The organism is Trebonia kvetii (assembly GCF_007827045.1).
Taxonomy (GTDB): domain Bacteria; phylum Actinomycetota; class Actinomycetes; order Streptosporangiales; family Streptosporangiaceae; genus Trebonia; species Trebonia kvetii.
The window spans coordinates 215,445-241,369 of sequence record NZ_RPFW01000007.1 but is presented as its reverse complement, the minus strand read 5'-3'; the positions used below and the strand labels follow the sequence as shown (position 1 = coordinate 241,369).

General features: G+C 71.7%; 19 protein-coding genes. 9 read left to right on the top strand and 10 right to left on the bottom strand.

Going from position 1 to position 25,925, the window contains the following annotated elements; translation table 11 throughout:
* Window positions 1-164 precede the first annotated feature (164 nt).
* Window positions 165-1,313, top strand: coding sequence for an FHA domain-containing protein (locus tag EAS64_RS33025; protein ID WP_145859434.1), 1,149 nt, complete (start codon window positions 165-167; stop codon window positions 1,311-1,313).
* A 164-nt stretch (window positions 1,314-1,477) separates the two neighbouring features.
* Here the strand turns inward: EAS64_RS33025 and EAS64_RS33020 are convergent, their stop codons facing one another.
* The 4 genes from EAS64_RS33020 to EAS64_RS33005 all read right to left on the bottom strand — a co-directional run bounded on the left by EAS64_RS33020 (window position 1,478) and on the right by EAS64_RS33005 (window position 5,466).
* The gene (locus tag EAS64_RS33020; RefSeq protein ID WP_145859432.1) at window positions 1,478-1,681 is read right to left on the bottom strand and encodes a cold-shock protein; all 204 of its coding nucleotides are present in this window, start codon (window positions 1,679-1,681) and stop codon (window positions 1,478-1,480) included.
* 276 nt (window positions 1,682-1,957) lie between these two features.
* Window positions 1,958-4,189: a DEAD/DEAH box helicase gene (locus EAS64_RS33015; RefSeq protein WP_145859431.1), complete on the bottom strand. Its 2,232-nt coding sequence runs from the start codon at window positions 4,187-4,189 to the stop codon at window positions 1,958-1,960.
* Between the two features lie 176 nt (window positions 4,190-4,365).
* Entirely contained in the window at window positions 4,366-4,854 is a 489-nt protein-coding gene (locus EAS64_RS33010; protein ID WP_145859429.1) for a hypothetical protein, read from the bottom strand.
* A gap of 108 nt (window positions 4,855-4,962) precedes the next feature.
* On the bottom strand, window positions 4,963-5,466 hold the full coding sequence (locus EAS64_RS33005; protein ID WP_145859427.1) for a hypothetical protein: 504 nt from the start codon (window positions 5,464-5,466) through the stop codon (window positions 4,963-4,965).
* Between the two features lie 106 nt (window positions 5,467-5,572).
* Between EAS64_RS33005 and EAS64_RS33000 the strand changes: the two genes are divergently transcribed.
* The 3 genes from EAS64_RS33000 (at window position 5,573) to EAS64_RS32990 (ending at window position 9,132) form a co-directional block, all read left to right on the top strand.
* A complete protein-coding gene (locus EAS64_RS33000) occupies window positions 5,573-5,929 on the top strand; it encodes a nuclear transport factor 2 family protein (RefSeq protein WP_145859426.1) in 357 nt (118 codons plus the stop codon).
* 15 nt (window positions 5,930-5,944) lie between these two features.
* Window positions 5,945-8,278: an HD domain-containing protein gene (locus EAS64_RS46945; RefSeq protein ID WP_145859425.1), complete on the top strand. Its 2,334-nt coding sequence runs from the start codon at window positions 5,945-5,947 to the stop codon at window positions 8,276-8,278.
* Between the two features lie 71 nt (window positions 8,279-8,349).
* Window positions 8,350-9,132, top strand: coding sequence for an AraC family transcriptional regulator (locus EAS64_RS32990; RefSeq protein WP_145859423.1), 783 nt, complete (start codon window positions 8,350-8,352; stop codon window positions 9,130-9,132).
* A 128-nt stretch (window positions 9,133-9,260) separates the two neighbouring features.
* Here the strand turns inward: EAS64_RS32990 and EAS64_RS32985 are convergent, their stop codons facing one another.
* Window positions 9,261-11,402, bottom strand: coding sequence for an ATP-binding protein (locus EAS64_RS32985; protein WP_187366347.1), 2,142 nt, complete (start codon window positions 11,400-11,402; stop codon window positions 9,261-9,263).
* Between the two features lie 239 nt (window positions 11,403-11,641).
* Between EAS64_RS32985 and EAS64_RS32980 the strand changes: the two genes are divergently transcribed.
* Together EAS64_RS32980 and EAS64_RS32975 are read left to right on the top strand one after the other, a co-directional pair.
* A complete protein-coding gene (locus EAS64_RS32980) occupies window positions 11,642-12,148 on the top strand; it encodes a DoxX family membrane protein (protein WP_145859420.1) in 507 nt (168 codons plus the stop codon).
* Window positions 12,145-13,029 (top strand): arylamine N-acetyltransferase family protein, encoded by an 885-nt coding sequence (locus tag EAS64_RS32975; RefSeq protein WP_145859419.1) that lies wholly within the window; start codon window positions 12,145-12,147, stop codon window positions 13,027-13,029. Before EAS64_RS32980 ends, EAS64_RS32975 begins: the two co-directional genes overlap by 4 nt.
* Window positions 13,030-13,080: 51 nt before the next feature.
* Here EAS64_RS32975 and EAS64_RS32970 read toward each other — a convergent pair whose 3' ends face one another.
* The 3 genes from EAS64_RS32970 to galT form a co-directional block, all read right to left on the bottom strand.
* Window positions 13,081-14,385, bottom strand: coding sequence for an MFS transporter (locus EAS64_RS32970; protein ID WP_145859417.1), 1,305 nt, complete (start codon window positions 14,383-14,385; stop codon window positions 13,081-13,083).
* Between the two features lie 112 nt (window positions 14,386-14,497).
* A complete protein-coding gene (galK, locus tag EAS64_RS32965; RefSeq protein ID WP_246115976.1) occupies window positions 14,498-15,691 on the bottom strand; it encodes a galactokinase in 1,194 nt (397 codons plus the stop codon).
* A 75-nt stretch (window positions 15,692-15,766) separates the two neighbouring features.
* Entirely contained in the window at window positions 15,767-16,873 is a 1,107-nt protein-coding gene (galT, locus tag EAS64_RS32960) for a galactose-1-phosphate uridylyltransferase (RefSeq protein ID WP_145859415.1), read from the bottom strand.
* A gap of 45 nt (window positions 16,874-16,918) precedes the next feature.
* On the opposite strand from galT, the gene EAS64_RS32955 reads away from it, so the two are divergent.
* Window positions 16,919-17,965 carry a LacI family DNA-binding transcriptional regulator gene (locus EAS64_RS32955; RefSeq protein ID WP_145859413.1) on the top strand — a complete coding sequence of 349 codons (1,047 nt, stop codon included), beginning with the start codon at window positions 16,919-16,921 and terminating at the stop codon, window positions 17,963-17,965.
* Between the two features lie 103 nt (window positions 17,966-18,068).
* On the opposite strand, the gene EAS64_RS32950 is transcribed toward EAS64_RS32955, so the two are convergent.
* Window positions 18,069-19,112 (bottom strand): DUF3048 domain-containing protein, encoded by a 1,044-nt coding sequence (locus tag EAS64_RS32950; protein WP_187366346.1) that lies wholly within the window; start codon window positions 19,110-19,112, stop codon window positions 18,069-18,071.
* Window positions 19,113-19,300: 188 nt separating this feature from the next.
* Window positions 19,301-21,484, bottom strand: a complete 2,184-nt coding sequence (locus EAS64_RS32945) for a phosphocholine-specific phospholipase C (RefSeq protein WP_145859410.1) — start codon at window positions 21,482-21,484, stop codon at window positions 19,301-19,303.
* 225 nt (window positions 21,485-21,709) lie between these two features.
* Between EAS64_RS32945 and EAS64_RS32940 the strand changes: the two genes are divergently transcribed.
* Both EAS64_RS32940 and EAS64_RS32935 read left to right on the top strand, forming a co-directional pair.
* Window positions 21,710-24,772, top strand: a complete 3,063-nt coding sequence (locus EAS64_RS32940) for a chorismate-binding protein (protein WP_145859408.1) — start codon at window positions 21,710-21,712, stop codon at window positions 24,770-24,772.
* A gap of 238 nt (window positions 24,773-25,010) precedes the next feature.
* On the top strand, window positions 25,011-25,907 hold the full coding sequence (locus EAS64_RS32935; RefSeq protein ID WP_145859407.1) for an NAD(P)-dependent oxidoreductase: 897 nt from the start codon (window positions 25,011-25,013) through the stop codon (window positions 25,905-25,907).
* The last annotated feature ends 18 nt before the right edge of the window (window positions 25,908-25,925 follow it).

The following is a 25,925-nucleotide window of genomic DNA, read 5'->3' as shown; positions in this document are numbered from 1 at the left end:
GGCCCCTGTTCGCGGCAGTCTCGCCCCCTCGGATGGACCGGCGCTTCCACGCGAACTCCCTGCCTGGGTACAATTCACCGTGCCCGCCAGCATCTTCCGGCACGCCGATTTGCAACGCGGCGCTGTCGCTGGCCGCTTTGGAGAGTTGGGGGATGACCATGCGAGTGAGCATTGAACCAGGGACGGACCTGGTCGGCAGATTCGGTGACACGATTGTCTTGATTTCCCGGTCCGCCGGTGCCTCAGACGCCAGCGCGAACGAGCTGCTCGGCCTCGTCGCCGAGCTTGCCGCCGATCGCGAGACGCCCGCCACCGGGGTGGCGGCGCGGCTCGCCTCCTGGGTGCTCGGCCACCTGTCGGGCGACATCGCCGCGTTCGGCATCGTGACGCCCGTCGCCGACGGCATGGTGGTGTTCCTGCGCGGCCCGATCTGGTGCGCGGTCGCCGCAGGCGAGGCGACAAGGCAGCTCTCCGGTGAGCACGCGCTCACCTGGGTCGATCAGGTCCTGCCGGGCACGTTCGACTGGCTGGCCGTCGGCGGCGCCGCGTCGGCGGCGGTACAGGCCGACCCGATCTCCGACCTGCGGGGCGGCGTCGTCCCCGGTCAGGGCTTCGCACTTACCGGCGTGGCCGGTCCCGGACTGGCGGCGCCAGGCTGGGACGCGGCCGCGTCCCAGCCGCAGTCGCAGCCGGCGCCGGTGGAGCCGGTCGCCCCGATGGCCCAGGCCGAGCCGGTTTCCGCCCCCGAGCCGGTGCTCGCGGCGGAGCCGCTCATGCCGGCCGAGCCGCTCATGCAGCCCGATCCCATCGTCGCCGAAGAGTCGGCCCCGCGTACGCCGGCGGGCAAGTCGACCAGTGCCCGCAGGGCGGAGATCGCCCCGACCATCGCGACGGGCGCGGTAGACCCGGCCGTCGCCGAGCGCGCATCCGGCAGCCACCGCCGTGCCGGCGGCTCGGCCATGGCCCCGCAGGCGCAGTACGGCGCCCTGCGCTCGGAGGACGGCACGGTGATCGTGCTCGACCGCCCCTACGTGCTCGGCCGCGAGCCCGCCAATGACCCGGCGGTGCGCTCGGGTGACGCCTCGCCGTTCCGGCTGATGGACCCGGACAACCTGGTCTCCCGGGTGCACGCCTATGTCTCGGTCGCCAACGGCACCGTGCTGATCAGGGACGCATCCTCGGCTCAGGGCACCTATATCGGCGCTCCCGGTGCGAGTGAATGGACCAGGATCGGCATTGAGCCGGCTCCGCTGCAGCCCGGATGGGCGCTGCGAATCGGGCAGCACGTCTTCACGTTCCAGCCCGCAGAGTGACCGGCAGAGCCTGACCGGGGGACCAATTCGATTAACAGAGAATCCCCGGAAAATCTTTGCAACTAATTAACCTTTGACGGCAACATCGGCCGTCAGAAAGCAAAATCGACGGCGAGTCGGGGACGTTTATACGTTCCCGACTCGCCGTCGACTCGCTTGGTCAATCAGACGGCTCGCACCTGCGCGGCCTGCGGCCCCTTCGGCCCCTGGGTCACGCTGTACTCGACCTTCTGGTTTTCTTCGAGGCTGCGGTAGCCGTTCGCCTCGATTGCGGAGAAGTGAACGAAGACGTCACCGCTACCGTCGTCTGGGGCGATGAAGCCATAGCCCTTGTCCGCGTTGAACCACTTTACGGTCCCCTGAGCCATTTTTGCTGTGTGTCCTTCTGGAAGAGCCCTAGACCCGCGCACTTCACGCGAATCAGCCATGATGGCGACCGTCGTCGGAACCCGGCAGTCGTGATTTGCCTGGCCTCCATGAAGGGCGGCGCCGCAAGCGCCGCGACTTACTTGAATCCGAGCGCGAATTACGATCGCTAAGTTCGTCAACAGCTGAGGCCAATCTACCGCATCCAGCGGCGAGGATTGGTGTTCTCCTAGCGGAAAAGTGTTCCGACTCGCAACCCCGCTGCCAACATGGATATGTCAGAAATGTCTCCCCTGCCCCGAGTCCCGCCGGTTGCCGGCCGGGCGCTGGCCTGCGGAATATCCGAAACGCCTGGATGATCCGCCAAAATGGCCCCCGGCCTGCGGCCGGTCAGTGCGGCCGGAACCCGGCCGCCCGCCGCCCTGCGGGCGGGCACCGCCTTCGCCGCGGAACGGCCGGTCGTCACGGAAAGGACGGCTGTCACCGAAGGACTGCCCGCGCGATGGCTGCTCGCCGCGGGACGGCCGGTCGTCAGTGAAAGACCTGTTGTCGCGGCGGTCGTCGCCGACGGGCCGGTCGCCACGGTCGGACCCGGCGCCGTACGACTGCCAGCCGCGCGACGACTGCTCACCGCGGTACGACCCGCCGTCCCGGCTCTGCCGCCGGTCACCGAACTGGCCGCCCTGGCCGCTCTGGCCGAACGAACCGGGCCGCCGGCCGCCTGCCTGCGCGGAGCGGCCGCCGGCGCGCGGGTACCAGTTGTTGCCGTCCCGGCTGCCGTCCCGCCCGCCGAAGCCCCGGTCGCCCGCTCCCCGGGTGGCTGAGTCGCGCCCGCCGAAGTCGCGGTCGCCCGATCCCCGGGTGGCTGAGTCGCGCCCGCCGAAGTCGCGGTCGCGTGAGCCGCGGTCGTCACGGTCGAACCGGGGTGCCCGGTCGTCCCGCTGGAATCGCGGCGCGCGGTCGTCGCGGCCGAATCGCGCGGAGCGGTCGTTGCCGTCGAACCGTGCTGGGCGGTCGTCCCGCTGGAATCGCGGCGCGCGCTCGTCGCGGGGAGCCTGGCCGGCGTCTGCCGGCCGTGACGCGCGCGCGGTGAACTCGTCGCGCGGCCCCGCGTCCCGTGCCCCGCGGCTGCGAAACCGGTCGTCGCGCGGCTTGCGGTCGCGGTCACCGTGCTGGCCACGGGCGCGGTCACGGCGCGGGCGCCCCTCCCACGGCTTGCCGATGCCATGCCGGTCGTTCGCGGCGAGACGGTCCTCGGGCCGCACCAGTTCCGCGACCTTGCGGCCGACCGTGACCCGCGGCGCGGGCGGCCCGGCGATCTCGGTAAGCGCCGCGGAGTCGGCGTCCGCCGCGACCGCCGTGTGCGGGGTGATGCCGGCCTTGCGCATCATCGCGGTGACGTCGCGCGCCTGGGACTTAATCTGCAGCGTGACGACCACGCCGTCGGCGCCGCCGCGAGCGGTGCGGCCGGAGCGGTGCACGTAGGCCTTGTGCTCGGCGGGCGGGTCGGCGTGCACGACCAGGTCGATGCCGTCGATGTGGATGCCGCGTGCCGCGATGTCGGTGGCCACCATGACACGGGCGATGCCGTCGGTGAATGCCGCCAGGTTGCGGGACCGCGCGTTCTGCCGGAGGTTGCCGTGCAGTTCGGCGGCCGGGATGCCGGCCTCGGTGAGCTGGCGGGCGAGCCGCTCCGCGCCGTGCTTGGTCCGCGTGAAGACGAGCGACCGCTTCTCGCCGCCTGCCAGCGCGGAGACGACCGCGAGCTTGTGCGACGGCTCGATGGTGATCACGTGGTGCTCGATCTCGGCGGGTGAGGAGTTCTCGTCAACCGAGTGCAGCACCGGGTCGGTGAGGAAGCGCCGCGCGAGCACGTCGATGGCGGCGTCGAGCGTCGCGGAGAACAGCATCCGCTGGCCGCGGTCCGGCGTGCTTTCGAGCAGCCGCCTGACGATCGGCAGGAAGCCGAGGTCGGCCATCTGGTCCGCCTCGTCGATGACGGTGATCTCGACGTCGGACAGGTCGCACTCGCCCTGGCCGATCAGGTCGGCGAGCCTGCCGGGAGTGGCGACGACGATGTCGGTCCGCCGCTGCAGTGCGTTCACCTGCGGACCGTAGGAGACGCCGCCGTAGATGGTGGTCACCCACAGGTTCATCGACCGCGCGAGCGGCTTGAGCACCGCGGTCACCTGGGAGGCGAGCTCGCGGGTCGGCACGAGGACGAGGCCGCGCGGCCTGGCGCTCAGCGTCGATCCGCCGGCCAGCCGGCTGACCATGGGCAGGGAGAACCCGAGGGTCTTGCCTGAGCCGGTCTTTGCCCGGCCGAGGATGTCCCGGCCTGCCAGCGCGTCGGGCAGCGTGGCCGCCTGGACGGGGAACGGCGTGGTGATGCCCTGGTCCTCGAGGACCTCGACGAGTTCGGCGGGCACGCCGAGCGCGGCGAACGTGACTGGCTCGGCGGATACGGGGACTTCAGTGATTTCGGGCGCGGCAGAACACTCTGCGGGCATGGCAGTCAACGGGGGAATCGTCTCCAGGACTCGGGGGTCGCTACTCGGCGGCGTTAAAGGAAGAGGCTCGTGCTCTCGCCGCTCATCGCGTGGACCTTGCCGCCACGCCTATGCACTCCGATGTCCGTGGATCCCGTTTCGGTGCATCAAGCGACCTACGCTCAGGTAAGTCTACGTCACGGCCTTGCCGGCTGCGGACGGCGGGTGGCGTGCCGGCCGGGCGTGCGCACCGGCGCGAGCAGTACCAGGGCGTTATAGGTGACGAGCGCGATGGCCACGTGCATGACGAACAGCACCGCGACCGCCTTGGCGGGCTGTCCCTTGATCAGGATCCAGACGTCGGGCAGCCAGAGCACAAGCGTGACGAGGACCGCCATCCGCAGGAACATCCACCGGGGCGCCGACGTGATCCGCGTGGTGACCGGCCACGCGACGCAGGCGATGAGCACGCCGATAACCGTCAGCTTGGCGTAGTCGGCGAACTGGAAGTGCTCGTACCCCTTCGTCGCGGGTAGGGCGGCCTGGGCGATGGCCACCAGTAGCGCGTCGGCAAGCAGCGAGCCAGCGAGCGCGACCACGGTGGCGACGGCAAGCCGCGCACCGGAGGGCTGCTCGTGCGCGGGGGCGAAATCCAGGCGGACGAGGTCAAGGGCCTTCTGCAGCATGGCGACCACCGTATTGACCAACAGGCCGGTGACCAGTATCAATCTGCTATGCGTTTCCTCTGACTTGCTGCACGTCTGCTCAAGGCGAGGCAACGACGCGGACCGTGACTACGCGGCGGCCGGCGCGACCGTGACCGTCATGCCCGCCGCGATCTCCGCGACGAGCGCGGCGGCCCTGTCCAGGTCGTCCGGATCGAGCGCGACCCCGCTGACCACGCCGAGCGCCCCGGCGCTCTGGTACGCGACGAGCGCCTGCGCCTGCCAGGTCGTGACATCCCGGCCGCGGACCCGTTCCGTGACGGAACACCGCAGGCAGACCGCCGGGTCGCCGCCCGGCGTACGGAATTCCTCGATGATCGCGGTCGCCTCGGGATGCCGCACCCGCAGCCGCGCGGCGAGCACGTCACAAGCCGTCCCCGCCTCACCCGCCGCTTGCCCGTCGAACGCGGTCACGGTGATCGACACCAGGATGACCGCGTCCCTCCCGTCCATCGGGGTGCTCCAGAACCCGGTCCAGGCGGCCCACTCGCCGTCGGCGGGCATGCTGACCATGCCCTCAGGAACCGTCGCCAGCATCCTGAACGGGTGCGGCGTCACACCAGACACGTCCATCACAACGTCCGCCCTTCGGCATCCGCCCGAGCATCGGGGCTCCTTTCGGGTGTGCCCCACATCAACCAAGACGCTCGACCGCCCCGAATAGTTCAAAATTCTGGGCATGACTACATCGCAGGAGTTCCGCGACTTGGAGGAGAGCATGTGGCGAGCGGAGACCCGCTTCGACCCCGATTACCTGGAGCGCGTGCTGCACCCTGACTTCTTCGAGTTCGGCCGTTCCGGCCGCACCTGGACCCGGGCGCAGTCGATGGCGATGGAGTCAGGCGAGATCGACGCGGTGCTCCCGCTGCCGGACTTCACGGTCGCCGAACTCGGGGCGGACACGGTCCTCGTCACCTACCGGAGCATCGTCAGGCATGAGGAACTCGACTACGCGAACCGCAGCTCGATCTGGGTCCGCGACGGTGACGCGTGGCGGCTCCGCTTCCACCAGGGCACCGCGGTCCACCCAGGCTGAGGCCCGGTCCCTGACGTGGATTTCGAGTCGTTCTTCCAGGCGGCGACCGGCTGCCGGCCGTATAGGTATCAGGCGCGGATAGCACGGGACGGCCTGCCTGCTGCGGTGACGACGCCGACCGGGACAGGGAAGACCGGCGTGATCCTCGCCTGGCTGTGGCGCCTGCTCTACGGGCCAGGCCCGGCCGTGACTCCGCGGCGGCTGATCTACGCGCTGCCACCAGGCAGGCTTGCGGACAATGCCGCCGCGCAGGCCCGCGACTGGCTGGCCCGCCTCGAGCTCACCGAACAGGTGAGCCTGCATGTGGTCATGGGTCCGTGGGGCGAAGACCTGGGGGACTGGCGGGAGAACATGCACCGGCCCGCGATCGTCATCGGCAACACGGACGCAGTCGTTTCCAAGGCGCTCAACCGCGGCTACGGGATCGGGCGAGCGCTGTCGCCGATCGATTTCGGCCTGGTCACCAACGGGGCGCAGTGGATCATCGACGAGGCTCGGCTGTGCCCGCAGGCCACCGCGACCCTGCGGCGGCTCGCCGAGTGGGCCGAGGGGGTCCCGATAGCGGAACCGTTCGGGCTTACTCTGCTGTCTTCCTTGACGGAGACCGCGCCTGTTGGTGTCGGCGCGGGGGAACGGGCAGGCGAGCTGGCGTCCAGGCTTGCTGCGCGACGGACGATCCGCCGGGTGCCGGCGGAACCGGGGGACTACCGGGCGGTTGCCCGCCTAGCGGCGGAGCGGCACCGGCCGGGCACGATGACCCTGGTCGTACTGAACACGGTGGCGGCGGCCCAGGAGGTGCACCGCCAGCTCCGGGGGGAGGGCGTGACCTGCACGCTCCTCCACCCGCGCCTGCGCGGTATCGAACGAGCCGCGCGCCTCGCGGACATCGCGGCGCCCGGCGACATGATCGTCATCACCGCTCAGGTCGCCGAGGGACTTGACCAGTCCGCCGCGGTCCTGGTGACCGAGGCGGCGCCGTGGCCGGCGGTGGTGCAACGGGCGGGACGCTGCAACCGTGACGGCGCGGTGCAGGATGCCGAACTGTGGTGGCTGCCGCCGGGCCGTGACCACCAGGACTGCCACGCCGCGTGCGCCGAGCTCAACAGGCTCGAGGGCATGGCTGTCACCAGTGAAGACCTGGCTGCGCGCGCCGTCCCGTCCGGTCCGCAGCACGTCGCGGCGATCGGCAGGGATGAGTTCGCGGAACTTTTCGACACCGCGTCTGCCGTGGATGCCGGCCCGTACCTGCGCGACGGTGACGATCCGGACGTGGAACTCGCCTGGGCGACCTGGACACCGGGACCGGACGGCGCACCGGACCCTGAGGTGCGCTATCCGCCCGCCGAGTACCGGTGCCGCGTCCCGATCGGCGACGTGTTGCTCCTCGCCGGCCAGCGTCCGGTGTGGCGATTCGACCGGTCCGCGAACCGGTCGACACGGCTCGGCGAGTACCCGGGCACGCCGCCGCGACCGCTGGAATTGCTGCTCGTTAACGCCATGGATGGCGGTTACGACCAGGAAACCGGCGTCGATCCGGCGGCGTCCGGGCCGGTTCCCGATTGCCCGCAGCTGCTGACTCCCGACGAGATCGCCGAACGGGCAGCCGCGGAAGCCGCTGTCCCGGTCGACGCGCCCCGCCCGTGGCAGTCCCTTGCCGAGCACAGCGATCAGGTCCGCGACCAGGCGGCGGCGCTGCTTACCGTGCTCGCGCCGCGAGTATCGCCCGACGCCGCGCGAGCCACGATCGTCGCGGCCCACCTGCACGACGCGGGCAAGGCACATCCGCTCTGGCAGGACGCGCTGTGCGCGCTCGCCGGTGAATCGGAGGCGGCGGCGGTCGAGGCGGGCCGCCCCTGGGCCAAGTCGGGCAGGAACGGCAGGCTCGAGTTCGCAGGCGGTGTCGGCTTCCGGCACGAACTGGCGTCACTGCTGCTGCTCGACGGCCCGCTCGCCGTGCTGCTCGCCGCGTCACCCGACCCCGATCTCACCAGGTACCTGGTCCTCGCGCACCACGGACTGCTCCGCGTCCAGGTCCGCGACGTGATCGAATCCGCGGTTGCCCCCCATGGCGCGGCGCCGCCGCCGGCGTTCGGCCTGGCACAAGGGGTGAAGACGCCGATCCCCGCGATCTTCGGCCAGCCCGCGACCACCTTGCTGACCGACCTCGCCCAGTTCGGGCAGTTCGGGCAGGACGGCGGGGGGACCTGGCGGCAGACCGTCCTGCGCCTGCTGGCCAGGTACGGTCCTTTCACGCTCGCCTACCTGGAGACGATCGTCCGCATCGCCGACTGGCGCGCGTCCGGCGGAAAGGATCTGCCAGCGGAGTCAGGGAGCGGCCAGAGCCGGTGACGGACACCGAAGAGCCGCTGACCGGCGGCAACATTGAGCCGCGGCCCCGGCCGCCAGTAAACTGACGAATTATGCCGGAAACCCGCCAAGACGCTTATAAGCGTGAGCTGACCGGCCCCACCTACTCCGAACTCGGCCACCGCGACACGATCGACTGGCACTACCACGATGTGCCGCAGCTCGTGTACCCGAGCAGCGGCGTGCTGTCCATCTCCGCCGCGGGCGGCACCTGGGTGGTTCCGCCGCAGCGCGCCGTGTGGATCCCCGCCGGCATCCCGCACGCGCACCGCGCCCACGGCCGCGTGCAGATGCGTACGCTGGCGTTCCCGATGCCCCATCAGGAACAAGAACAAGAAGACAGCGAAACCCCGCACGCCCCCGCCGTCGTCGCGGTCAGCCCGCTGCTCCGCGAGGTCATCATCGCCCTCACCACGGACGACAAGAACAACGGCCGCGACGCACACCAGCGCGCCAACCTGCGCAGCGTCGCACTCGACGAACTGCGCCGCGTGGACCAGCTGCCCGTCAGGCTCCCCGCCGTCACAGACGACCGGCTGGCAGCCATCGCGGACATGCTCCGCGCCAACCCGGCCGACGAGCGCACCCTCGCCGAGTTCGGCACGGTGGTCGGCGCGTCGGAACGGACGCTGAGCCGGCTGTTCCGCGAGGAGGCGGGGATGACCTTCCCGCAGTGGCGCACCCAGTTCCGCCTGCTGCGCGCGCTGCTGCTGCTCGCCGACGGCACCCCGGTGACCAGCACCGCGCTGGCCTGCGGCTGGTCCAACCCGAGCGCGTTCATCGACACGTTCAGGCGCGCCTTCGGCGCCACCCCCGGCCGGTTCTACACGCCCTGAATACCGACAAGGATCATCCCGAACGGCGAGCTCTTTCATCCTGCCCTCGACCCCTCGGAGTCCGAGCAGCCCGCAAACGCCAGGATGAAAGAGTTCGTAAGGCTTACTCCGGTCCCCCACGGAAACTGCTACGGAATCTCCAGCCGCAGCGCGCCGCCGCCAGGCCCGGCGTTCAGCCGCTCCCGCACGTACCAGGTCCCCGCCGCAAATGACACCGCATAATCCGACACTCCGAGTGCCTCGCGCGCCGAACGTTCCGCCTGCTGATGAAGTTCCTCCATGATCGCGGTGCCGCTGAACCGCACGCTGCCGCCGCGCTCCCACAGCGGTTCCGCCGCGCCGAGCAGCCAGGCAGTCCGCGCCGGCGAGCCCGTCTTGACCGACAGCCAGCCGAGCACGTCGAGCGCGTAGGCCATGCCGATGACGTCGCCGAGTTCCTGCTTGCCGTACAGCGCCCTGCGCAGCGCGGCCTCGCACTCGACCTCCCGTCCAGGCATCTGGAAGAGCGCGAAGCCCGAAACGACGTGCAGATAGGTGCTGATCCACTGCTCGCGGTTGTCGGGCCCGAGCATCGCCAGGCCCTCGTCGCAGACCGCGACGCACTCGTCGGGCTTGCCCGACAGCTGGTGCAGGTGCCCGAGCTGCGCCATCAGCATCAGCTCGCCCGCCAGGTCGCCGCAGGCGCGCAGCCGCGCCCTGGCCTCCTTGGCGACCTGCGCCGCCTCGTCGTGCCTGCCGAGGAAGGTGAGCGTCAGCATCGTGTGCTGGTAGCCGCGAGCGGTCACGGCGTCATCGCCGAGCGCGACCGCCATCGCGGTGCCTGCCTCGCAGTCGGCGAGCGCGCTGCCGATGTCTCCCATGAAGGACCGCAGGAATCCCCTGTTGACCAGTGCGCGTGCCCGTTCCGGGCCGGGGTCTGTGAACCGGTCGAGCGTCTTGGTCAGCCAGTAGCCGCCCTCGCCGAGCAGCCCGGAGATCTGCCAGTACCCGTGGAGCGAGCAGGCCAGGTCGGCACCGCTGCGCCACCGTTCCTGGGCTGCTACCGAGGTGACCACCGAAGCGGAGGCCACGGCCGCCATGGCCTGCCAGCTCCCCGCCTCGTCCGCCTCCGGCGCCTCGTCGTCGAGCTCGAGCGCGTACTCAAGCGCCGCACGCAGGTTGGGGTGCGTCTCCCGCAGCTCGTGGTAGCGGTCCATCTGGTCGTCGTCGGCGAAGTGCCCGCCGAAGTACTGCGCCATCGCCAGGTACCGCGCGATGTGCCGCTCCCGGCAGGAGGCGAGCTCACCGGACTCCGCGAGCCGCTGCGCGCCGAACTCCCGCAGCGTGTCGAGCATCCGGTACCGCTCGTCCTCGCGGATGACCACGGACTTGTCGACGAGGCCGACGAGCGCGCTGACCACGTCGGGCCGTTCGAGCGACACCTCGGCGCACACTTCCTCGGCGGCGGCCAGGCTGAACGTCCCGGCGAAGACAGAAAGCCTGGCCCATAGCCGCCGCTCGGCGGGCGAGCACAGCTCGTGGGACCACTCGATCGCGGTGCGCAGCGTCTGGTGCCTGGGCAGCGCGCCCGGCTGGCCGCCGGTCAGCAGCGCGAACCGGCGGTCGAGCCGCCGGACGAGGTCGGGCAGCGGCAGCTCCCGCAGCCGGACGGCGGCCAGTTCGATGGCGAGCGGTATGCCGTCGAGCCGCTGGCACAGCCGGATGACGTCGGGCGCGTTCTGCTCGGTCACCGCGAACCCGTCGATGACGGCGGCGGCCCGCAGCTCGAACAGGTCGACCGCGTGCCCGGGCACCGGCAGCGGGCCGACGGGGAAGACTTGCTCGTCCGGCATGTCGAGCGGCTGCCTGGTGGTGGTTAGCACGGTCACACTAGGCGCGGCGCGAAGCACGGCGCTGCTCAGCGCGGCGCAAGCGTCGAGCAGGTGCTCGCAGGTGTCGAGGATGAGCAGCAGGCGCCGGTCCTTCAGGTACTCGAGCACCGATTGCAGCGCCGACCGCGGGTCCTGCTCGGGCAGCCCGAGGACGCTGGCGACCGTGTTGGGCAGCAGCGCGGGGTCGCGCAGTCCGGACAGCTCCACGATCCACGGGCCGTCCGGGTACCGGCCCGCCGCCTGCGAGGCAGCCGACCGCGCGATCCTCGTCTTGCCGACACCGCCAGGCCCAGCGATCGTCACGAGGCGGGAGTCCGCGAGCAGCTCGCCAATCCGTGCGAGCTCCTCGTGCCTGCCGACAAAGTCGGCATGCCCGTCCCTCGGGAAGCGTCCGGTCATTGAACCCATCACCGCCAACTCGACGCGTCACGGGCGATCGTGGGACCAGCCCGGCGGATCACTCGCCTACAACTATCACTCAGCGCGACGTCGCGTCACTGTCAAAGGCCAGACCTGATGATCGAATAGGTAGAAGCACTGATGCCACTGCCGTGCTTTGGGGGGCCTGGCCGCTGTTTCCGCGGTGCCGGCTAGGTATAAAGGTACCGATCGAAGCGGCCAGTCAGAGGGAGGACCACATGCGCGACGCCGCCCTGCTCGGTGCCCGGCTCCTGCTCGGTGGCTACATGGGCATCCATGCGAGCCAGAAGCTGCTCGGCAAGTTCCACGGTCCCGGTCTCGACGGGATCGCCCCGGTCTTCGAGAACAATGGCCTCGCCCCCGGCAGGGAGATGGCCATGGCCGCGGCGGCGACCGAGATCGCCGGCGGCGTGCTCACCATCACCGGGTTCGCGGACCCGGCGGGTCCGCTCGCGGTGGCCGGCGCGATGGCGGTGGCCGCGGGCTTCAACCGCGGCGGCGGCCTGATGGCCGCGCGCAACGGCGTCGAGCTTCCCGTCGCCTACGCGACCCTTGCCCTCACCCTGGCCGCGACCGGCCCGGGCAAGTACAAGATCGGCCCCTCGATCCCCGGCAGGCTCGCCGCGGTCGGCGCACTCGTCGGCGGCGCCGCCGCCGGCGCGCTCATCGCGAAGATGGTCACCAGCAAGCCCGCGCCGGCCGAGCCGGAACAGGAGAATTCTTGAGCCTGGAAAGCGATGACTGGTCGGTCAGCGACCTTGATCTTGGCGCCTATCTGCGCAGGATCGATTACTCGGGACCGACGCAGCCGTCCGAGGCGACGCTGACCGCCCTGTACCGCGCGCATCTTGCCGCGATCAGGTTCGAGAACCTGGACGTGCTGCTGCACGGCCGGGTGAGCGTGGCGCTCGGCGACATCCAGGACAAGATCATCTTCCGCGGCCGCGGCGGCTACTGCTACGAGCAGGCGCAACTGTTCGGCGCGGTGCTCGAGCGGCTCGGCTTCGGCGTCGAGCGGCTGCTCGCCCGCGTCGGCCCGGACGGCGGACCGGCGCGCCCGCGCACCCACATGACCCTCCGGGTCAGCGCCGACGGCGGCGTGTGGCTGGCGGACCCCGGCTTCGGCTCGTCGCCGCCCGCACCGCTCAGCATGCGCAGGTACCGCTCGGGCTCGCCCCAGGAAGTCGACGGCTGGGTCTACGACATCACCCCGGACACCGAACACGGCGCGGAGGTGTGGAAGCTCCGCGAGTACCAGGCGGGGGAGTGGGTGACGCTGCACCGCTGGGACTACGGCAAGGTGCAGCCGGTGGACGTGGTCCTGTCCAACCACTACACGTCGACCTACCCGGACTCGTGGTTCACCTGGCAGCCGGTGATCGTCAGGCGCGACCCGGACGCGATCCGCTCGATCCTCGGCCGCGGCTACACCGTCAACCGCCCTGGCAAGGAGAAGGAGCGCCGCGAGTTGACGGACGCCGAGTTCGCCGAGGCGCTGACCGGCGAGTTCGGCCTGACGCTGAGCGACGAAGAACTGGCGGCGATTGTCGCGGCGCCAACCGGCCACGACAAGAAGCCCGCCGCCGGCGTGGCTCCTGGGACCTGACGGCCGCGCTACTGCGGCTCGGCCGCGGACTCCCCGGCGTGCTCGGCCGCGCTACTCCGGCTCGACCGCCGGCTCCCCGGCGTGCTCGGCCGCATGCCGCGACAGCCCGGACCGCGCCCGGGTGAACCCGGGCAGCGACCACGCCACGAGCAGCGCCCCGGCGATGCAGGCGAGCCCGCCGGACACCACCGACACCGTGTCGCCGAAGGCATTGGCGACCGCGCCTGCCTCCAGGTCGCCCAGGCGCGGCCCGCCGGCCACCACGGCCATCTGCACCCCCATCAGCCGGCCGCGCATCCCGTCAGGCCCGGCGAACTGGACCATCGTGTTGCGGAACACGGCGGACAGCACGTCGGCCCAGCCGGCGACCGCGAGCAGCACCAGGGCGGCGGGCAGCCAGCGCACGATGCCGAACCCGGTGATCGCCGCGCCCCAGACAAGCACGGCGGCGATGACGGCAAGTCCCTGGCGGCGTACCCGGCCGACCCAGCCGCTGGTCAGCGCGCCAAGCAGCGCCCCTGCCCCGGGTGCCGAGTACAGCAGCCCGACAGTGGTCGCGCCGCCGCCGAACACGGTGGCGGCGAGTGCCGGGAACAGCGCCCGCGGCATGCCGAACACCATCGCGTTCAGGTCGATCGCATAGGCGCCGAGCACCGGCTGGGTGCGCCGCACGAACCGCAGCCCCTCGAGCGTGGAACGCCAGCCCGGCCGGACCGTGCTGCCCGGCGCTGCCGATGGCGGCTGCGGCGCGATCAGCACGGCCGCGGTCAGCGCGGCCAGGAAGCTGACCGCGTCGATCCAGTAGATCCAGTGCACCCCGGCCCCGGCGAGCAGCAGTCCGGCGACGGCCGGCCCGACGATGGCGCCGGTCTGGAACATCGACTGGAAGATCGCGTTGGAGGACGGCAGCAGGTCCATGCCGACCATGCCGGGCAGCATGGCGTTGCGCGCCGAGCTGTCGATGCCGGACAGCGACGCGTTGACCGCGGGGAAGACGAACAGCGGCCACAGCGCAGGCCCGACGTCGGCGTTGAGCGCGAGCCCGGCGCTCGACGCGGCGCCGATCGCCTCCACGACGATCAGCAGCTTGCGCCGGTCGACCGCGTCCACGAGCGACCCGCCGAGCAGCGAGCCGAAGATCAGCGGGAACAGCTGCGCGAGCGACACCAGGCCGACGACGAGCGAGGACCGGGTGATCGCGTACACCTGGAACGGCACCGCGACTGTGGTGAGCTGATTGCCGAGCACCGAGATGCCGAGCCCGCTGATCAGCGCGCGGTAGTCACGCGACCGGCGCAGCGGCGTGAGGTCGAGAAGGATATGCCTGGCCAGCCTCCGGTGAAATCCCTGGCTCATCCGCGGCTCTTCTGACCTGACATCCCGCCAAGGATAAGCCAGCGAATCATCGCGAACGGCCGGGCCGTTCCCGCCCGCGACGACACGGGGCCCGCGAGCGGTGACCGGTATGTCACATCTCCGTGCCCGCCCCGGCACTCGGCGTCACCCGGCTGATCCGCGGCGGCCCGAAGCCCGCCGCGGCGAAGGCATCCGCGACAGCCTCGGTCAGGTCGGCCACCCGAGCCTCCTCGATCAGCGCGATCGCCGAACCGCCGAAACCGCCGCCGGTCATCCGGGCGCCGAGCGCGCCTGCCGCCAGCGCCACCTCCACGGCCAGGTCGAGTGCGGGTGTGGTGATCTCGTAGTCGTCGCGCATGGAGGCGTGCGAGGCGGTCAGCCGGCGGCCCGCCGCCGCCAGGTCGCCGGCCGCTAGGTCGGCGACGGTCGCCTCAACCCGCGCGTTCTCCGTCACCACGTGCCTGACCCGGCGACCGGTCTCGGCGTCGAGTGCTGCCTCGGCGCGCGGCAGGTCCGCGACAGACAGGTCGCGCAGCGCGGGGACTCTGAGCAGCGCCGCGCCCTTCTCGCAGGAGGCGCGGCGGGCGGCGTAGCCACCGGTGGCGTGCGCGTGCCGCTCTCCGGTGTCGGTCAGCACCAGCGCCATCCCGGCCGGCGTGAGCCGCAGCGGCACCGACCGCGCCACCAGGCTGCGGCAGTCGAGGAAGACGGCCGCGTCCGCCCGGCCGAGCAGCGACGCGTACTGGTCCATCACCCCGGTGGGCGCGCCGACGACCTCGTTCTCCGCCCGCTGGCCCGCCCGGGCGAACTCGGCGGTTCCGAGGTTAAGTCCCCACAATTCGGCGAGCGCGCCGGCCACCGCCATCTCGAGCGCGGCTGAGGAGGACAGGCCGGCGCCGGGCGGCACGTCGGAGTCGATGAACAGGTCGGCGCCCGCCGGGCCGGCCCCCGCCGAACCGTTGAGGTCGCGGGCCTGGCCGAGCGCCCAGGCGACGCCGAGCGGGTACGCGGACCAGCCGCTCACGGTGCCAGGGGCGATCTCTGCGAGCCTGACCCGGACGGCGGGGTAGCCCGTGGAGGCGACCGCGATCGTGTCGTCGCGGCGGCGGGCGGCGGCCACCGCGGTCCGCTCGCCGATTGCGAACGGCAGTACGAAGCCATCGTTGTAGTCGGTGTGCTCGCCGATCAGGTTTGCCCGCCCTGGCGCGGACCATACCGCCTCCGGGGCACGCTCGTATCGGCTGGTGAAGCCGCGGACGGCGCGGTCGCGCACCGTCGCCCGGCCCATTGCCCGTGTCTTGCCCATTGTTCCTCCGCCCTCCGACATGCCGCCTGTACCTCCTGTACCGCTGGTACCGCGTGTACCGGCTGTACCGCCCCGTCAGTCGAGCCCGTCGAGCGCCGCCCGCAGCCGGGCGGCGCCCGCCTCGGGCTCGATGTCGCCGATGAACGCGCCCATGCCGGTCTCTGAGCCGGCCCGGAACTTCATCTTGTCCGCGGCCCGCCGCGGCGAGGTGACCTGGAGCATCAGTCGGATGTCAGCGCGGCCGACATGCACGGGGGCCTGAAGCCAGGCGGCGATGTACGGGGTGGGGGTGCCGTAGATCCGGTCGAGCCCGCGCAGGATCCGCCGGTAGAGCACCGCGATCTCGTCGCGCTCCGCCGTGGTCGTCGCGGCGAAGTCGGGGACGTGCCGGTGCGGGAGCATGTGCACCTCGATCGGCCAGCGGGCGGCGAACGGCACGAACACGGTGAAGTGCTCGCCACTGATGAGCACCCGCTCCGACTTGGCCTCGAACTCCAGGATGTCGCCCATCAGCCCAGGCCCGTAGTTCGCGATCGAGTCGAGCAGGTTCTTGGTGCGCGGCGTGACGTACGGGTAGCCGTAGATCTGCCCGTGCGGGTGGTGCAGCGTGACGCCGATCTCCGCGCCGCGGTTCTCGAACACGTACACCTGCCGGACGCCGGGCACCGCCGACAGCGCCGCGGTCCTGTCGGCCCACGCCTCGACGACGGTCCGCGCCCGGGACACGCTGAAGTCGGCCCAGGAGCCGGTGTGCTGCGGGCCGAAGCACACCACCTCGCACCGTCCGTAGCCGGGCAGCGACCGGCCGAGCCCGATGCGGTCCAGGTCGGCCTGGTCATAGGCGGGCTTGCCCGCGGGCAGGGCTGGCCCGAACGACGGCGACTTGTTCTCGAACACGGCCACGTCGTAGTCGCCCGGGACCTCGGTGAGGTTGCCTGGGGTCGACGGGGCGAGCGGGTCGAGTTCGGTCGGCGGCAGGAAGGCCCGGTTCTGCCGCGCCGCGGCGATGGAGATCCATTCGCCGGTCAGCGGGTCCTGGCGCAGGGCGGGCAGCGCGGGCCTCGGCTCCGGGGGTCTCGCGTCGGCGGGACGCTCGGGCGGCAGCGCGGTGTCCGCGTCGTCGAAGTAGAGCAGTTCCCTGCCGTCACTGAGCCTGGTGACACGCTTGGTGATCCCAGCCATCGGTTCCTGTTTCCTCCAGTCCCATGTTTGCGTAAACATAGTGACATGACGTCGGCGAGGAAACCAGTCAGCGGAACAAGCGCGGTGCCGCAGCGCCCGTCCATGGCCGATGTGGCCCGCATGGCGGGGGTCTCGGCGCAGACCGTCTCCCGGGTCTCCAATGGGCAGGCCAACGTGGACGAGGCGACAAGGACCCGCGTGCTCGAGGCCATGGCGGCCCTCGGCTACCGGCCGAACGGCGCGGCCCGCGCGCTCAAGAGCGGCCGCTTCCACACCATCGGCGTGATCATGACCTCCCTGCAGACGCTCGGCAACATCCGCGCGCTTGACGCGATCTCGACCGAGGCCGCCCGTGCGGGATACTCCGTGCTGCTCATGCCGATCGCCGACACGACCCTGCCGCGAGTGTCAGGCGCCTACCGGCGGATGACCGCGCAGGCCGTCGACGGCGCGGTCATCATCCTGCAGGCGCGGTTCCTTGACGAGACCGCGTTCACGCTGCCGCCCGGTGTTCCCGTCGTGGTCATCGACTCGGGGACGAGTCCCGGTTATACCATCGTCGCCACCGACCACGCCCTCGGCGCCAGGCAGGCCACCGGGCACCTGCTCGGCCTCGGGCACCGCCAGGTCTGGCACATCGCCGGGCCGCAGACGTCGTTTTCCGCCGCGCACCGCGCCGAGTCCTGGGCCGCCGCGCTGCGGGACGCCGGCCTGACACCGCCCCCGCCGCTGCACGGCGACTGGACCGCGGAATCCGGCTACCGGCACGGGCTGACCCTCGCCCGTCGCCCCGACGTCACCGCGATCTTCGCCGCCAACGACCAGATGGCCCTCGGAGTCATGCGGGCGTTGCGTGAACTGGGCAGGGACATCCCAGGCGACGTCAGCGTCGTCGGCTTCGACGACATGGACGTGGCCGCCTCGCTCTGGCCGCCGCTCACCACGGTCCGCCAGGACTTCGACACCGTGGGCAGGCTCAGCGTGCGCAGGCTGCTCGCCAAGGTCTCGGCAGGCGCCGCCTCGGAGGCCGGCACCACGATCGTCCCCACCCGCCTGATCATCCGCGCCAGCACCGCCGTGCCGCGGGCCTGATCGCAAAAACCGCGACCATATCAGGCCCGCGGCACGGCATATCTCCCGGGGGACGACCCCCTGTACCCCCCGATGTCCGCCTACGCGGACAAGAGCTCCGTCCTCAGACCTTCGCCGCGTTGACGTAGCTGGCGTGGCTGTCGGGGGCCAGGATGACCCAGACCTGTCCGGGCTGGAAGAGCATTCGCTTGCCGTTGCGCAGCGTGTAGGTGGTGCCCACCTCGAGGTTCGGCCGGGACCAGCGGACGATGTAGGCGCGGCCGTTGCGCAGGATGACCGCCTTGCCATGACCGACGGACTGCGCGTAAGGCGGGCGGCCGCCGTACTCCTCGAACCGGGACGTGGCGATCCGCGTGTACTGGATGATCACCGTGCGGCCGCCGAGCTGGCCGCTCTCGGTGGCCTCGGCGGGCGAGCCGTCGATCCAGGTGAGCCAGCGCCCGTCCTTCGCCGACCAGCGGAAGGTATAGGACGCAGCGGGGTACTTGACCGAGTACTTCGCGGTCGGCTTGCCGCCGGCCGGCAGCGAGCCGAACCGGAAGCCGATGTCCCTGGCCTTGCTCGCGCGCGGCGCCTCGGACAGCAGAGTCCTGGTATTCGCGTACAGGTTGTAGGGCGCGACCCGGTTGGGTGAGCGGTAGTAGCCGCCGACCAGGTTGGCGTACAGGTCGTAGATGGGCGCCCGCTCGATGAACGGCACCAGGTGCGGTGTCGCGCCGGACCAGGCGAATGCGGGCTTGCCGAACTGACGCAGCAGGTCGAGGTCGCTCTGCCGCGCGCTGCGCACGGGGCCGATGACCGAGGGGAAGTGCGAGGAGAAGACGGCCATGAACCGGGTGAGGCCGCCCTCGACCGGGATCACGTACACGATGTCGGCCGACTGGAGCCCGGTCTGCGGCCTGGCGTACACGATGTTGTCGATCTTCACCGCGAGCACCGGGTCGAGCTTCTTGATCCGCTCCCCGGTGAACGGGTCGAGCAGCGGCCCCTTCTTGTGCGGCCGCGGTGGCGGCGGTGTCGCCTTCACCGTCGGGCGTGGCTGCAGCTTCGCCGATGCGAGCTTGGCGGGCGCGGGGCCGCTGTGCAGCGTGAGGGCGAGGACGGTGCCCGTGACCGCCGTGACCACCGCGAGGCTGATGGCCAGCACGATGGCCAGCCTCCGGCTCCGTCCATGCAGCCGCCAGTCCATGCCCCGCCTTCCATCGGCCAGTGATCGCACTCGCATGGTAGACGCACAGCTGCCCGCGGATGGTTGCTTCACGCGGACAGGTAACAGTCCGGTAAGCACCTGTCCGCCGCAGCGGCCGCCGCGGCGGACAGGCGCATCGACAGACGTCAGCCGGTGATGCTCGGCTGGCCGTTCTCCAGGTGCCCGGTGAACCGCTGCGACCAGGACGCGTCCGTGTCGACGGTGACCGTCACGTCGTACCAGCCGTGCGCGGTCACGATCGGGTCGATCGCGTGCGACGCGCGCCTGCCCGCGTGCACCCGGTAGGTGCGCGCCGGGCCAGCGGCGTACTGGTTCGCCGTCACGGTGAAGGTGACGTCCGCGTGGCCGTTGTTAGCCAGCGCCAGGGTGAGCGCGGGACGCGGGCCCCAGCCGTCGGTGAAGTAGTCCGCGGTCACCACGACGTTTGCGCCGGCCGTGGTGACGTTGCCGGTGAACCGGCGCAGGAAGCGGTTCGGCCCGGTCACCGTCAGATCGTACGCCCCGCTCGCGGCGACGGGTCCGGTCGCGGTGACCGTCTCGGCCTTGTGTGCCGAGGGTGGCACGGTGTACTGGCCGGGGAACGCGGCCGGGTAGGCGGCGATGCCGGGGGAGGTGGTGAGGGTGTTGTCATAGACGGAGAAGTGACTGGACCGCGATGTGTGCGGACCGCTGTTGCTGAGCAGCAGCTGGGCGGTGACCGTCCCGTTCGCGGTGGCGAAGCCGGCCAGGCTCGCGTTCGGCTGGTACGGCAGGGCACGGGCCGGCTTGCGGCCCGCCTCCTGCACCGGCATCACGTCGCTCGCCGGCACCGGGTAGTAGGAGTGCGCCTCGCCCACGGTGGCGGTGACGAAGGGCAGGTTCGGCAGGCCGTAGACCGGGCTCTTGAAGTCGAGCGCCCCGGTGAGGTCGCCGCACACGCCGCGCCGCCAGGCGCTGATGTTCGGGCAGTGCGCCGGCTTGCCGATCGCCGCCGTCCACTGCTCGAGGAACTGGATCACCGAGGTGTGGTCGCTGACCTCGGAGGTGACCCAGCCGCCGCGGGTCCACGGCGAGACAAGCAGCAGCGGAACACGGAAGCCGAGGCCGACGGGAAGCGGCGCGGGCGCGACCGAGGTCTCGAGGACGAACTCGTCCGCGGTCCCCGCCACGGGCACCGGCGGCGGCACGTGGTCGAACTGGCCGTCGTTCTCGTCGAAGTCGATGATGACAAGCGTCGAGTTGAACACGTCCATGTCGGCGGCCAGGGCCTGCAGCACCTTGCCGATGTAGTACGCGCCGTCGGTCGGCGCGCCGTCCGGGTGCTCGGAGTACCGCTGGTTGGTGACCACCCAGGAGACCTGGGGCAGCGAGCCCGCCGTGACGTCGGCCGCGATGGCGTTGGCGAGGTTGTCGCCGTTGGACAGATCCGCGTCGAGCGGCTCGGGCACGATCGCGAGGCCGTTGTCGTAGTAGACGTTGGTGCCGGGCGCGGGGGCGGTGCCGCCCTGCGACGGGTCGAGGTCGGCGAACGTCTTGAAGTACTGCGCGCCGTTGTCGCCGTAGTTGTCGCTGCCCTGGTAGACCTTCCAGCTCACCCCGGCCGCATGCAGCGTCTCCGGATAGGACTGCCAGGGCAGGAACTCGCCGAGCTCGTCGCCGCCGTTGTTGGCGATGAAGCTGCCGTTGGCCTGGTCGGCGTTGATGGTCCCCGACCACAGGTAGGTGCGGTTCGGGCCGGTGGCCGACAGCACCGAGCAGTGGTAGGCGTCGCCGATGGTGTAGGCGTCGGCGAGTGCGTAGTGGAACGGGATGTCGTTGCGGGCGAGGTAGCCGAGCGTGGTGGGCCCGCCCTTGGCGTACTGCCACCCGTTCATCAGCCCGCCGTACCACGCGCCGTGCTGGGTGGGCCAGGAGTGGTCGGTACCGCCGTAGTTCTGCGCGCCCTGCTCAGGCGACGGCGGCTGCGCGCCGCTGAATGTGCCCGAGCTGAGCGGCCACGGGTACTGGGTGGCGGTGACCGGCAGGCCGGGCGCGGTCGACGGCTGCTGCCAGACAGGCAGGCCACCAGGCAGCAGGATGGTGGCCTTGTCGGCGAACCCGCGCACTCCGCGCAGCGAGCCGTAGTAGTGGTCGAAGCTCCGGTTCTCCTGCATGAGGATCATCACGTGCTTGATGTCGCGGATGTCGCCGTGGCGCGGTACGCCGCCCTTGGCGCCCTGCTGGCGGGCGGCGGCATCCGCGTCCTGCGCGGCGGCCGTGACCGTCACCGCCGCGGCGCCGCCGACTGCCGCGGCGCCGCGGATGAGGTTTCTGCGCGAGATTTCGGGCATGGGGGTGACCTCCAGGTGCGTGCTGAGACGGCACGAACCTACGGGCACTGGCCGAGCCTGGGTCGGCCCGGGATTTAACGCAAGTGAAACGACGGAGGAAACTCAGGCGGTGACTCAGTGGGCGCACGCAGGCGCCGGGGTGGGTGATTTGTCGGGTTCGCTAACGCCTTGAGGCGTGGCCGCCGGTAGCCTCGGGCTATGCCGGGGGGAAATGCACCGCGTCTGATGCGCAGGCCGCTGAGCTGGCAGCTCAGCCGGGAGGCGGCGCTGCGCCTGGTCAGGTGCGATCCACATCCGGTGGCGCTGTTCGGCGACTGGGCCGGCGGCGCCGACATCATCGCGTCGGAACCGGTCACCGTACGGTCCGCGCCTTGGTCGCCGTACCAGGTGTTCGACCCAGGGCTTCCCGCCGCGCCTGACCCGGAAGCCGACGGCGCGGGTCCCGTCTTCGGCGGCGGCTGGATCGGCTATCTCGGCTACAGCGCGGCGGGGGAGGCGCTGCCCGCGAGCGGGCCGCGTGCCCTGCCCCTGTGGTGGTTCGGCTATTACGACCACGTGCTGCGCCGCGACCGGGCGACGGGCGAGTGGTTCTTCGAGGCGCTGTGGACGCCGGGCCGGGCCGACGCGATCGAGGCCCGCCTCGCCGAGCTCGAACGCCGGGCGGCCGCCGCGGACGCGGATCGCGTCACCGGCCAGGGCTGCGAGTTCGGCCCGTTCCGTCTCGTCCCCGGCGCCGACGGGCACATCGACGCGGTGCGCGCGGCGGTGGAGTACATCCGCCAGGGAGACATCTTCCAGGCGAACATCACGCTGCGGGCGCAGGCGGAGTACGCGGGCGACCCGCTCGACGCGTTCTGCAGGGCCGCGGCCGTGCTCGACCCGCCCTATGCCGCGTTCGTGAGCGTCTCCGCCCGCGCGGGCGGAGACGTTCAGGGCCGGGCCGCCGTGGCGTCGCTGTCACCGGAGCTGTTCCTGCGCCGGGAGGCGGACACGGTCGCCTCCAAGCCGATCAAGGGCACCGCGCGCCGCGACGGCGGCGCGGACGAGGCGGCGGCGCAGCGCGCCACCCTCGAGGCCTCCGCGAAGAACCGCGCGGAGAACGTGATGATCGTCGACCTGGTGCGCGCGGACCTCAGCCGGGTCTGCGTCGCCGGCTCGGTGACCGTGCCCGTTCTGCTCGGCCCCGAGCCGCACCCCGGCGTCTGGCACCTGGTCTCCACCGTCACCGGCAAGCTGCACGAGGGCACCAGCGATGGCGACCTGATCCGTGCCACGTTCCCGCCAGGCTCGGTGACCGGCGCGCCGAAGGTCCGCGCCCTGGAGATCATCGACGAGCTCGAGGCCACGCCACGCGAGGTGTACACCGGCGCGATCGGCTACCGCTCGCCGGCCGCGGGCCTCGAGCTGAACGTCGCCATCCGCACGTTCGAGTTCGCGCCGGGCCGCGGCGGCGCGCCCGGGCGGGCCTGGCTCGGCGCCGGCGGCGGCATAGTCGCCGACTCCGACCCCGCCGCCGAGTACGCCGAGTGCCTCATCAAGGCGACCCCGCTGCTGACCGCGATCGGCGCACGGCTGGACGCCGCGGACGCCAACGCCGCCACCGCGCCGGACAGTGCCGCCATGGACACTGCCGCCAAGGACACTGCCACCAAAGACACTGCTGCCCAAGGCATTGCCGCCACTGCCACGGTGTACCAGCAGGCCGGCGAGGACGACCGCGCCGCGACCCGCCCGCATCCCGCCGCATCGCACGCACGCCCCGCCCCCGGGGTCTTCGGCTCGGATGAGCGCGCCGCGCTGCGTCCGCACCCCGCGGCGGGCATCTTCAGCTCGCTGACCGTGACCGGCGGCGTGACCCGTGGCCTCGACGCGCACCTGGCCCGCCTGGCGGCAAGCGTCCGCGCGCTCTACGGTAAGGATCTGCCCAGCTCGCTCCGTGACGACCTGGCGCGCTGCCTGGCCGGCGGGCCGACTGGCCGGCTGCGGATCTCGGTCCGGCCGGTCGGCGGGCCGCTGCAGGCAGCCATCGAGGTCGTGCCGCTCTCCGCGGGGCCCGCCACGGTCATGTTGCGCCCGGTAAACGTGGCCGGCGGCATCGGCGGCCACAAGTACCGCGACCGCAGGCTGCTCACAGCGCTCGCAGCAGCCGCCGCGCCCGGTGAGCAGGTGCTGCTCACCGACGAGACCGGCGAACTGCTCGAGACCGACCGGGCGAACGTGTTCGCGGTCATCGACGGCGTGCTGCTCACCCCGCCCGCCGACGGCCGCCTGCTGCCAGGCACCACCCGTGCGGCCGTGCTCCGCGCGGCGAGGGCGCTCGGCGTGCGGACCGGCCAGAAGCCGCTCACTCTCGACGAGCTCGCCGACGCGAGCGAGGTGTTCGTGACCAACGCCGTGGTCGGCTTGCTAGCGGTGCGTGCCGTCGCGGGTGTGCGACGCGCCTGGCCGTCGGGCCCGGTCACGGCCGCTCTCGCCGCGTCGCTCGCCGCCCGCCCGGCAGATGAGGCGGACATCCTCGCCGCACCGCCCGCGGCACCCCCCGCGCCCGCCGCTCTGCCCGCGCCCGCCGCTCTGCCCGCGCCCGCCGCCCACGCCTCCGCACCCCCCGCGCCGGCAGCCCCGCTGGCCCCGACCGGCCTCCAAGACCGCCCCGCCCCGCGGATCCCGTGGCGCACCGCGGCCGGCGCCGCCGGCCGCCCTCTTGTGGTGCTGCTCGACAACTACGATTCGTTCACCGGGAACGTCGCCCACCTGCTCGAGACCGCCGGCGCGCGAGTCGAGGTCATCCGCAGCGACGAGGTGACCGCCGCCGCGATCATCGACGCCGGCCCGGCGGGCGTGGTCATCTCTCCCGGCCCGTGCGCACCGGCCGAGGCGGGCATCAGCATCGCCACGGTGACCGCGTGCGCGTCGGCCGGCGTGCCGCTGCTCGGCATCTGCCTCGGCCATCAGGCGATCGGCGCCGCGTTCGGCGCGCGGATCGTCAGGGCGCCGGTTCCGGTGCACGGCAAGGCGTTCCCCGTCAGTCACGACGGCCGCGGGATGCTGGCCGGCCTGCCGGAGCCGTTCGAGGCGACCCGCTACCATTCGCTGATCATCGACGAGTCCACCCTCCCCGGCGACCTGACGGTCACCGCCCGCACCGAGACTCTCCCGATGGGCGTGCGGCACCGCAGCCTCCCCATCGAGGGCGTCCAGTTCCACCCCGAGTCGATCCTGACCACCCATGGCGCGACCATCATCGGCAACTTCACGGCGCTGACGCGCAAGGCACGGCCCGCGCTCTAGCGCCCTGCTGGTGCGCGGCCACTCATCACGGTCCCGCGCGGGACCGCCAACCACATCCCGGCCCGCGGAGGCAACCGCACTCCACCGGGGGCTTCCAGCCACAAGCGGCGCGGGCCACTCACCACGCCCCCGCGCGGAGCACCCAACCACATCCCGGCGCCGCACCACCAACCACGGTGCGGCACGTTTGTGCTGCACGGGGATGGCCAGCACGCCGGCGCGCGATGACAATCGGGGCATGGGCGCACTCACCATCGGATTCGTCGGGCTCGGCAACATGGGCTGGCCCATGGCCGCGAACCTGCACGCCGCGGGGTTCCCCCTCGTCGTCAGGGACGTGGACGCGGGCCGGCAGGACGGCTTCGCCGCGGCGCACCCAGGCGCCGCCGCCGCGACCGCGCCGGATGACTTCGCGGCCGCGGACATCGTGGTCACCATGCTCCCCGACGGGCGGATCGTCGCCGACGCCGTCCTCGGCTGGGGGATCGGCGCTGCCCTGCGACCCGGCGCGCTGGTCATCGAGATGAGCTCCGCCGATCCCGCCGATACGCTGCGACTCGGCGCGGCGCTCGAGGCCCGGGGAGTCCGGGTGGTGGACGCGCCCGTGTCCGGCGGCGTGCCACGCGCGCAGACCGGCGAGCTGTCCATCATGGTGGGCGGTGCGGACGAGGACGTGGCAAGCGCACAGCCGGCGCTCCGCGTGCTCGGCGACCCGGCGCGGCAGTTCCGCACCGGCCGCCTGGGCAGCGGACACGCCATGAAGGCGCTGAACAACGTCGTCGGCGCCGCCACTTACTGCGCCACCGCCGAGGCGGTGGTGGCGGGCGCGCGATTCGGGCTCGACCCGAAGACGATGATCGACATCATCAACGCATCCACCGGGCGCTCATTCGTCAGCGCGAACGTCATCGGCGCCAACGTGGTCAACGGTGCCTACGCGACCGGGTTCGCACTCGGCCTGATGGCCAAGGACGTCGCGATCGCGCAGAGCATCATCGCCGCCACCGGAGCCGACGCCCCGGTGCTAGCCCTCACCGACGAACGCTGGGCCGCGGCGCTCGGTGAACTCGGTGCGGCCGCCGACCAGTCGCGGGCGCACCAGTCCTGGTGGGCGGATAAGTTCGGCGAACACTGACAATCCAATGCACGGTCG

What these genes read in the sequence shown, in the direction of transcription:
- EAS64_RS33020 (WP_145859432.1), bottom strand. Translation starts at nt 1,681, where the DNA reads ATGGCTCAGGGGACCGTAAAGTGGTTCAACGCGGACAAGGGCTATGGC.
- EAS64_RS33015 (WP_145859431.1), bottom strand. Translation starts at nt 4,189, where the DNA reads ATGCCCGCAGAGTGTTCTGCCGCGCCCGAAATCACTGAAGTCCCCGTA.
- EAS64_RS33010 (WP_145859429.1), bottom strand. Translation starts at nt 4,854, where the DNA reads ATGCTGCAGAAGGCCCTTGACCTCGTCCGCCTGGATTTCGCCCCCGCG.
- EAS64_RS33005 (WP_145859427.1), bottom strand. Translation starts at nt 5,466, where the DNA reads ATGGACGTGTCTGGTGTGACGCCGCACCCGTTCAGGATGCTGGCGACG.
- EAS64_RS33000 (WP_145859426.1), top strand. Translation starts at nt 5,573, where the DNA reads ATGACTACATCGCAGGAGTTCCGCGACTTGGAGGAGAGCATGTGGCGA.
- EAS64_RS32990 (WP_145859423.1), top strand. Translation starts at nt 8,350, where the DNA reads ATGCCGGAAACCCGCCAAGACGCTTATAAGCGTGAGCTGACCGGCCCC.
- EAS64_RS32985 (WP_187366347.1), bottom strand. Translation starts at nt 11,402, where the DNA reads ATGACCGGACGCTTCCCGAGGGACGGGCATGCCGACTTTGTCGGCAGG.
- EAS64_RS32980 (WP_145859420.1), top strand. Translation starts at nt 11,642, where the DNA reads ATGCGCGACGCCGCCCTGCTCGGTGCCCGGCTCCTGCTCGGTGGCTAC.
- EAS64_RS32970 (WP_145859417.1), bottom strand. Translation starts at nt 14,385, where the DNA reads ATGAGCCAGGGATTTCACCGGAGGCTGGCCAGGCATATCCTTCTCGAC.
- galK (WP_246115976.1), bottom strand. Translation starts at nt 15,691, where the DNA reads ATGGGCAAGACACGGGCAATGGGCCGGGCGACGGTGCGCGACCGCGCC.
- galT (WP_145859415.1), bottom strand. Translation starts at nt 16,873, where the DNA reads ATGGCTGGGATCACCAAGCGTGTCACCAGGCTCAGTGACGGCAGGGAA.
- EAS64_RS32955 (WP_145859413.1), top strand. Translation starts at nt 16,919, where the DNA reads ATGACGTCGGCGAGGAAACCAGTCAGCGGAACAAGCGCGGTGCCGCAG.
- EAS64_RS32945 (WP_145859410.1), bottom strand. Translation starts at nt 21,484, where the DNA reads ATGCCCGAAATCTCGCGCAGAAACCTCATCCGCGGCGCCGCGGCAGTC.
- EAS64_RS32940 (WP_145859408.1), top strand. Translation starts at nt 21,710, where the DNA reads ATGCGCAGGCCGCTGAGCTGGCAGCTCAGCCGGGAGGCGGCGCTGCGC.
- EAS64_RS32935 (WP_145859407.1), top strand. Translation starts at nt 25,011, where the DNA reads ATGGGCGCACTCACCATCGGATTCGTCGGGCTCGGCAACATGGGCTGG.